7 protein-coding genes are annotated in these 7,336 nt (G+C 70.0%); 3 read left to right on the top strand and 4 right to left on the bottom strand.

Annotation, left to right across the window (positions count from 1 at the left end; genetic code table 11):
- From D471_RS0127400 to D471_RS0127385, 4 genes are all read right to left on the bottom strand, one after another.
- Nucleotides 1-258 (bottom strand): YbaK/EbsC family protein (locus tag D471_RS0127400; protein ID WP_017601576.1); only part of this gene is annotated, 258 nt, incomplete at its 3' end.
- Between the two features lie 124 nt (nt 259-382).
- Entirely contained in the window at nt 383-1,180 is a 798-nt protein-coding gene (locus D471_RS0127395) for a siderophore-interacting protein (protein WP_017601575.1), read from the bottom strand.
- 54 nt (nt 1,181-1,234) lie between these two features.
- Nucleotides 1,235-1,672 carry a winged helix-turn-helix transcriptional regulator gene (locus tag D471_RS36505; RefSeq protein ID WP_017601574.1) on the bottom strand — a complete coding sequence of 146 codons (438 nt, stop codon included), beginning with the start codon at nt 1,670-1,672 and terminating at the stop codon, nt 1,235-1,237.
- A 185-nt stretch (nt 1,673-1,857) separates the two neighbouring features.
- On the bottom strand, nt 1,858-2,718 hold the full coding sequence (locus tag D471_RS0127385; RefSeq protein ID WP_017601573.1) for an SDR family oxidoreductase: 861 nt from the start codon (nt 2,716-2,718) through the stop codon (nt 1,858-1,860).
- A 714-nt stretch (nt 2,719-3,432) separates the two neighbouring features.
- Between D471_RS0127385 and D471_RS0127380 the strand changes: the two genes are divergently transcribed.
- From D471_RS0127380 to D471_RS0127370, 3 genes are all read left to right on the top strand, one after another.
- Nucleotides 3,433-4,836 (top strand): family 2B encapsulin nanocompartment shell protein, encoded by a 1,404-nt coding sequence (locus D471_RS0127380; protein WP_017601572.1) that lies wholly within the window; start codon nt 3,433-3,435, stop codon nt 4,834-4,836.
- A 391-nt stretch (nt 4,837-5,227) separates the two neighbouring features.
- Nucleotides 5,228-6,271 (top strand): family 2 encapsulin nanocompartment cargo protein terpene cyclase, encoded by a 1,044-nt coding sequence (locus D471_RS0127375; protein ID WP_017601571.1) that lies wholly within the window; start codon nt 5,228-5,230, stop codon nt 6,269-6,271.
- 80 nt (nt 6,272-6,351) lie between these two features.
- Entirely contained in the window at nt 6,352-7,212 is an 861-nt protein-coding gene (locus D471_RS0127370) for a geranyl diphosphate 2-C-methyltransferase (RefSeq protein ID WP_017601570.1), read from the top strand.
- Nucleotides 7,213-7,336: the final 124 nt, after the last annotated feature.

Below are 7,336 nucleotides of genomic sequence, written 5' to 3'. Positions count from 1 at the left end.
GATGCGATCGCGTCCGAGCCGCTCGGCGAGCAGGACGGGGTCGACCCGGTGCCGTCCGCTGGTCATGACCAGCAGAGGACGCTCGTCGGCGATGAACACCAGACTGTTGGCGATCGCGCCCACCTCACAGCCCAGGGCGTCGGCGGCCTCCGCCGCGGTGCGCGCCGAAGCCGGGAGTGCACGTACCGTGCCCCGCGCTCCGGCGCGCTCCAGCGCCTCGGCCACCTGACGGCTGCGTTCCGGAAGCTCCTCACCCATGGGTGTCCCGTCCCCTCGCTCACGTTCCCGTACGCGCGGCCGCACCGACCGTGGATCCTCGTTCTACCACGCGGCCGGTGATCCGTGGACGGCTCCGTCGGCCGGGCGGCCCGGGGCCAGTCGGTCAGTCCATGGCGGCGCGGCCGTGGCGCCAGTAGCCGATGAAGGAGATGTCGGGCTTGGGTACGTCCCGTTCGCGGACCAGGTGCCGGCGCAGTCCGGTGGCCAGCTTGTTCTCCCCGGCCACGAAGCAGTAGGGGCGGCCTCCGGGAAGGTCGGCGGCCATGACGGTCTCCAGGGCCAGGGCACCGGGGACGGCGTGCGGATCCGTGCGCGGCAACCAGTGCACGGACACGCCGGGAGGGGCGGTCAGGTCACGGACGTCGTCCTCGGAGGGGACCTCCATGTAGACCTGGGCGCGCAGGTCGTCGGGGGCCTGTTCCAGGATCGACACCAGGGCGGGCACGGCGCTCTCGTCCCCGACGAGCAGCTGCCAGTCGGCGTCCTCGGAGGGCTGGTAGTAGGCGCCCTCGGCCAGGATGCCCATCTCGTCGCCGGGTCGGGCGGCGCCGGCCCAGGCCGAGGCGGGACCGGCGTCGCCGTGGTCGACGAACTCCATGTCGAGTTCGCGCCGCTCGGGGTCGAAGCCGCGCACGGTGTAGTTGCGCACGTGCGGGCGTCTGCTCTTGGGCATGGCGTAGAGCTGGACGACCCACTTGCGGTCGGCGCTCGTGGGCATGTGCAGCCGGTCCTGGCCCTCCCGCGGCAGGAAGACACGGACGAACTGGTCGCGGCCCAGGTAGGGGAAGTCCGCCAGATCCTCACCGCCCAGGGTCACGGTGACGAAGTGCTCGCTGGTCCGCTCCGTGCGCACGACACGGGTCCGGAGCATCGCGCGGTGGCTGGGCTGTTCGACGCGCACGGGGCCTCTCTCCTCGACGGGGGACGCGGCCGGTACCGGCCGCACGTCGTTAGGTTAGCCTAACCAACTCCTGTCGTCGACGCGGGGTGCCGCCGCCCATCCCTCGCCGGTGGGGCCGCCATCCTCGCCGACCGCCAGAGGCACGTGGGTCTCCGCCCAGTCGAGCAGGGGGAGGAGTAGATCGGTGACCTCGTGTCCCGCGGCGGTGAGGCGATACTCCACGTGCGGGGGCACGACCGGCCGAGCCTCGCGCAGGACGATCCCGTCGCCCTCCAGCGTGCGCAGGGTCTGGGCGAGCATCTTCTCGCTGATGCCGCCGATGCCGCGCAGCAGTTCACTCCAGCGCCGGGGTCCGCCGCGCAGGGAGACCAGGACGAGGACCCCCCACTTGCTGGTGATGTCGCCCAGGAGGCGGCGGGAGGGGCAGTCCGCGGACATGACCCGCCCTCGGATGACCGTCGCGGGCGTGTTCGCGGGAATGTCGTCGCTCATACTCTTAACTTACCCATGGTTGGGTACCCAACTTTTGGGATGTTCGGTCGGTGGACCTACCACCGCCGAACCCGAGGAACGCTGACGGCGCTCACCTCCGGGGCGGGCCCGGCCCCTCACGCCGGTACTAGAGGGTGCGGCGCTGGCGTGAGGAACCGGGGCGAGATCCTTCTCCGGGCCCTCCCTCAGGAGGACAGGGCCGCGGCCACGCTCTCCTCCAGGGGAGTGGTCGGGCGGCCGATCAGCCGGGACAGGGCGCCGGAGTCCTCCTCGAGCCAACCCTGGGAGGCGGCCTGGTCGGTGGAGACCAGCATGTCCACCAACGCCTCGGGAAGACCCGCGTCGGTGAGCGCCCGCCGGTGCTCCCGCTCACCCAGGTCCCGGTAAGCCACGGGGGAGCCGGAGGCCTCCGAGACCCGTGCCGCCAGCTCCTCCATGGTCCATGCGGTGTCCCCGGCGAGTTCGTGGATCTGGCCGTGCCCCTCTCCGGAGGCCACGACCACGGCGGCGGCCGCGGCGTAGTCGGCCCGGGCGGCCGAGGAGATCCTGCCCTGTCCGGCGCCGCCGATGATGCTTCCGGTCCGGGGCCCCTGCTGGACGGCCGCGGCGTAGTTCTCGCTGTACCAGCCGTTGCGGAGGATCGTGTGGGGGATCCCGGAGGCGGCGATGATCTCCTCGGTCGCCTTGTGCTCGGGAGCCACGGTCAGGGGAGAGGCGTCGGCGCGCAGCGCACTGGTGTAGACGAGGTGCCCGACTCCCGACGCCGTGGCGGCCTCGATCGCGTTGCGGTGCTGGGGCACCCGCCCGCCGACCTCGCTACCGGAGACCAGCAGGACGGTGTCGGCGCCCTCGAAGGCGGCCTTCAGCGAGGCGGGGTCCTCGAAGTCGATCCGTGCGGTGCGCACACCACGCTCGGCCAGGGCGGAGAGCCGATCGGTGTCCCGTCCGGCCGCGATGATCCCGTCGGCGCCGTGGCCCCTGTCCAGTAGCTCCTCCACCACGAGGCGGCCCAGGTGACCGGTGGCACCGGTGATGACGACGGACATGAGTGATGGTCCTTCCCGTTCTCAGGGCCGGGAGTGGGTCCCGGCTGCTGTCAGGGGCCAACCAGCCAGGTGGAGGGGACATTCCAATTTTCTTGTACCCACCTTTTTCTCAGGTACCTACCTTTTGGTAAGTATCGGGTTCCGCGCTTGCGGCGCCACCCCCTCCCGGCGGTCTGGGGGCGGCACCCGCCGGTGGCGCCGCGGTGTGTTCACGTTGTTTCTTCCTCATTCGGGGGAGGAGGGCGTATTGGCCGGAAGTTCATTTCTCGCGGCGACCCAAAATCGCTGGGTTATCGCTGCCTCAAACAACGTCTATGTCATGATATTGATCGCAAAACGGTCACCTCGTCGTGTTGTGATCTCCGGGTGTCGGGCTCCTTTCCAGAAGAAAAACTCGCAGGCCAGCATGGTTGTGTGTGGTTTTTTGGTGTCGAGGCGCGTGGTCGGAGGGCGCGCCGACCCTCCCTTGTTTCATGGGATTGGGACGGGGAAACGGATGCGTTCGATCAGGAGTTCCCCATGAATAACCGGGAATCGGTTGTGTGCCGCAAGGATGCTCTCTTAGTGTGTCCAGCGGTTTACGGAACGCGTCTGACCAGCGATGACGGCTGATCGGCGCACGTGAGCAACTCCCAAGGACTTCCCGACCGCGACGCGTCCCCAGCGGAGCGCGCGGAACGGACCCGCGACCAACGACGAGGAGAAACACGGCGGATGTCGATCGACTCAGCTCCTGAGGTGCGAACCGAAGAGCAGCAGAGCCTGGCGACCGCGGCGGCGCGGAACCTGGCCACCACCACCAAGTCCGCGCCCCAGATGCAGGGGATCAGCTCCCGCTGGGTGCAGAAGATGCTCCCGTGGGTGCAGACCGACGGCGGCACGTACCGCGTCAACCGGCGGCTCACCTACACCGTCGGCGACGGCCGGATCGAGTTCCACCAGACCGGCTCCGAGGTCCGGGTCATCCCGCAGGAGCTCGCCGAGCTGTCCCTGCTGCGCGGCTACGACGACGACGCGGTCCTGAACGCCCTCGCGAGCCGGTTCGTCCAGCGCGAGTTCGAGCCCGGCGACGTCCTCGCCCAGGAGGGCACCCCGGCCACCCACCTGTACCTGCTGGCCCACGGCAGGGTGCACAAGACCACCGAGGGGCCCTACGGCGAGACCACCCGCCTGGGCGTCCTGGCCGACGGTGACAAGTTCGGTGAGCGGTACCTGCTCGACACCGAGCCGAACTGGGAGTTCACGGTCAAGGCCGCGACCGCGGGCACACTGCTGGAGCTGCCCCGCGACCAGTTCATCGCCCTGGTGGACGACTCGCCCAGCCTCCAGGCCCAGATCCACAGCGTCCAGAGCCTGCCCAAGCACCAGCAGAACAACTACGGCGAGGCCGAGATCGCGCTGGCCTCCGGCCACAACGGCGAGCCCGACCTGCCCGCCACCTTCGCCGACTACGAGCTCAAGCCCCGCGAGTACGAGCTCAGCGTCGCGCAGACCGTGCTCCGGGTGCACAGCCGGGTCGCCGACCTCTACAACAAGCCGATGAACCAGACGGAGCAGCAGCTGCGTCTGACCATCCAGGCCCTGCGCGAGCGCCAGGAGCACGAGCTCATCAACAACCGCGACTTCGGCCTGCTCCACAACGCCGACTTCAAGCAGCGGATCCAGACCCAGGAGGGGCCGCCCACCCCGGACGACCTCGACGACCTCATCACCATGCGGCGCAACACGCAGTTCCTGTTCGCCCACCCCAAGGCCATCGCCGCCTTCGGCAAGCAGTGCAACAAGCGCGGCCTGCCCATCGGCACCGTCGACGTCAACGGCCACCACCTGCCCGCCTGGCGCGGTGTCCCGATCCTGCCCTGCGGCAAGATCCCGATCTCCGCGCAGCAGACCTCCGCCATCATCGCCGTCCGTACCGGTGAGGACAACGAGGGCGTCATCGGCCTGCACCACACCGGCCTGCCCGACGAGGTCGAGCCCGGCCTCAACGCCCGGTTCATGGGCATCTCCGAGAAGGGCATCATCTCCTATCTGGTCAGCACCTACTTCTCCGCCGCGGTCCTCGTCCCGGACGCCCTCGGCATCCTGGAGAACGTCGAGGTCCGGCCGCGTGACTGACCGTTCTCCGCTGACAGGGAAGGAGGACTGAGACGGTGTCACTGCTGTCCCGGATGTCCGCCTCCACCGCCACCCACTCGGCGGTCGACCTGGTGGATCTCCTGCTCCGTGACCCGAAACGGCCCGGTGGGCGGGACCTGTTCGCCCCGCTGACCGCTCCGGCCGGGACGGAGGTCCAGGAAGGNNCCAGGAGGGGCCCGCCACGACCCGGCTGGCCACCCGACCCACGGGACTCGGCAGCGCGGCGGCCACGGCCCTGCTCCCCGAGCGCGTCGCACCGGCACCCGGTGCCGCCCCCGCGGGGGCCCCGTCCCCGCGCGGGGGCGGGGCCCCGGCCTCCCCCCGGTGGGGGGCGGCGCCGCGGATCCCGGCCGCCCCGCCCGGACCGAGGTTGCCGGGCGGTTCCGACGGTCAGGTCGAGGAGATCGCGGAGGGCAGGGCCGCTCCCCACGTCGAGCCGCGGCCGAGGAAGGGCCGTCAGGACCTGGTGCTGTACTGTCCGCCGGCCCTGCGGGACGACCCCGCCCTGGGGGAGGAGGTCGACCGCCGCCTGGTCGCGTGGGCCGAGGAGGTGGGGATCTACCCCGGCCAGCTCGACAAGATCAGGAAGGCCGAGTTCGGGCGGCTGATGATGCTCGCCCACCCCGAGACCGACGATCCCGACCGCCTGCTCGCGGCGGCCAAGTGCGGTCTGTCGGAGTGGTCGGTGGACGACCACTACGTCGACGGGGAGGTGGAGGAGGCGCGGCCGGAGCTGCTCGGCCAGCGCCTGGCGATCGCCCACTCGGTCATCGACCAGGCCAACCTGCCGCTCAGGTACGCGCCGCAGCTGGAAAGGGTCGTGCGGGACGACCCGGTGTGCGTCGCGCTGCGCTCGGCGATCAACAACCTGTCCACCATGGCGACGACGTCGCAGGTGCGCCGTCTGCGCCACGAACTGGGCATCATGTTCGTCGCCTACAACCAGGAGGCCGTCTGGCAGGCCCAGGGGCAGCGTCCGCCGGTGTGGGAGTTCCTCATGCACCGGCACGAGAACAGCTTCGTCCCGTGCATGGTCCTCATCGACGCGATCGCGGGCTACGAGCTGCCCTACGGCGAGTTCGCCGACCCCCGGGTCCGCCGGGCGTTCACGCTGGCGGGCACCGCCACCGTGATCGTCAACGACCTGTACTCCATGGCCAAGGAGGACCCCGGTGACTTCAGCCTGCCCCGGCTGATCGCCACCGAGGAGGACTGCTCGCTGGGCGAGGCCGTCGAGCGGACCGTCCAGATCCACGACGAACTCATGCACACCTTCGAGGCCGAGGCCTCGGCCCTGGCCGCGGCCGGTTCACCTGAGCTGCGCCGGTTCCTGGCGGGCACGTGGGCCTGGCTGGGCGGCAGCCGTGAGTGGCACTCGTCGAGCGGCCGCTACCACGGCACGAGCAACGACTGAACGTCCGGGGGGCGCGTGCCCTCCGACCCGGTCCGGCACTCCGCCGGACCGCCCGCTTCACGACAAGGAGTTTCCCCTACATGACGTCGACCATGCCCTCCTCCGAGCAGGTCCTGCGCACCGACTACCAGAAGTCCGTCGCCGAGTACTGGAACGCCGAGAAGGACCCCGTCAACATTCGTCTCGGCGAGGTCGACGGTCTCTTCCACCACCACTACGGGATCGGCGACTACGACCCGTCCGTGCTGGAGGGCCCGGAGGAGACCCGCGACGCGCGCATCATCGAGGAGATGCACCGCCTGGAGACCGCCCAGGCCAACGTCCTCCTCGACCACCTCGGAGAGGTCGGCCCCGACGACCGCATCATGGACACCGGTTCCGGCCGGGGCGGCACGAGCTTCATGGCCAACCAGCGCTTCGGCTGCCACGTGGACGGCGTGAGCATCTCCCAGAAGCAGGTGGACTTCGCCAACGCGCAGGCCGAGGAGCGCGGCGTTTCCGACAAGGTGGCCTTCCACTTCAAGAACATGCTGGACACCGGCTTCGCGTCGGGGTCGCTGCGGGCCAGCTGGAACAACGAGTCCACGATGTACGTGGACCTGTTCGAGCTGTTCCGTGAGCACGCCCGCCTGCTCGAGTACGGCGGCCGCTACGTCACCATCACCGGTTGCTACAACGACGTCACCGGCGGCCGCTCCAAGGCGGTGAGCCGCATCGACGAGCACTACACCTGCAACATCCACCCGCGCAGCGCGTACTTCCGGGCGATGGCGGCCAACAACCTCGTGCCGATCAACGTCGTGGACCTGACCGACCAGACCATCCCGTACTGGGAGCTGCGGGCGCAGTCCTCGGTGGCGACCGGGATCGAGGACCCGTTCCTGACCGCCTACAAGGAGGGCAGCTTCCACTACCTGCTCATCGCGGCCGACCGGGTCTGACCCGGAGCCGACGCGGGTGCCCACGACCGCCGTCGTGGGCACCCGCCCCATCCGGGCCCGCGGGTCCGGCTCCGTGCCCACCCCGCGCCACTCCGCGGCCGAAGACGAAGGACCTTGATGACGA

This window comes from Nocardiopsis lucentensis DSM 44048 (assembly GCF_000341125.1).
In the GTDB taxonomy this organism is placed as follows: domain Bacteria; phylum Actinomycetota; class Actinomycetes; order Streptosporangiales; family Streptosporangiaceae; genus Nocardiopsis; species Nocardiopsis lucentensis.
This window is presented reverse-complemented; position numbering and strand designations above follow the sequence as displayed.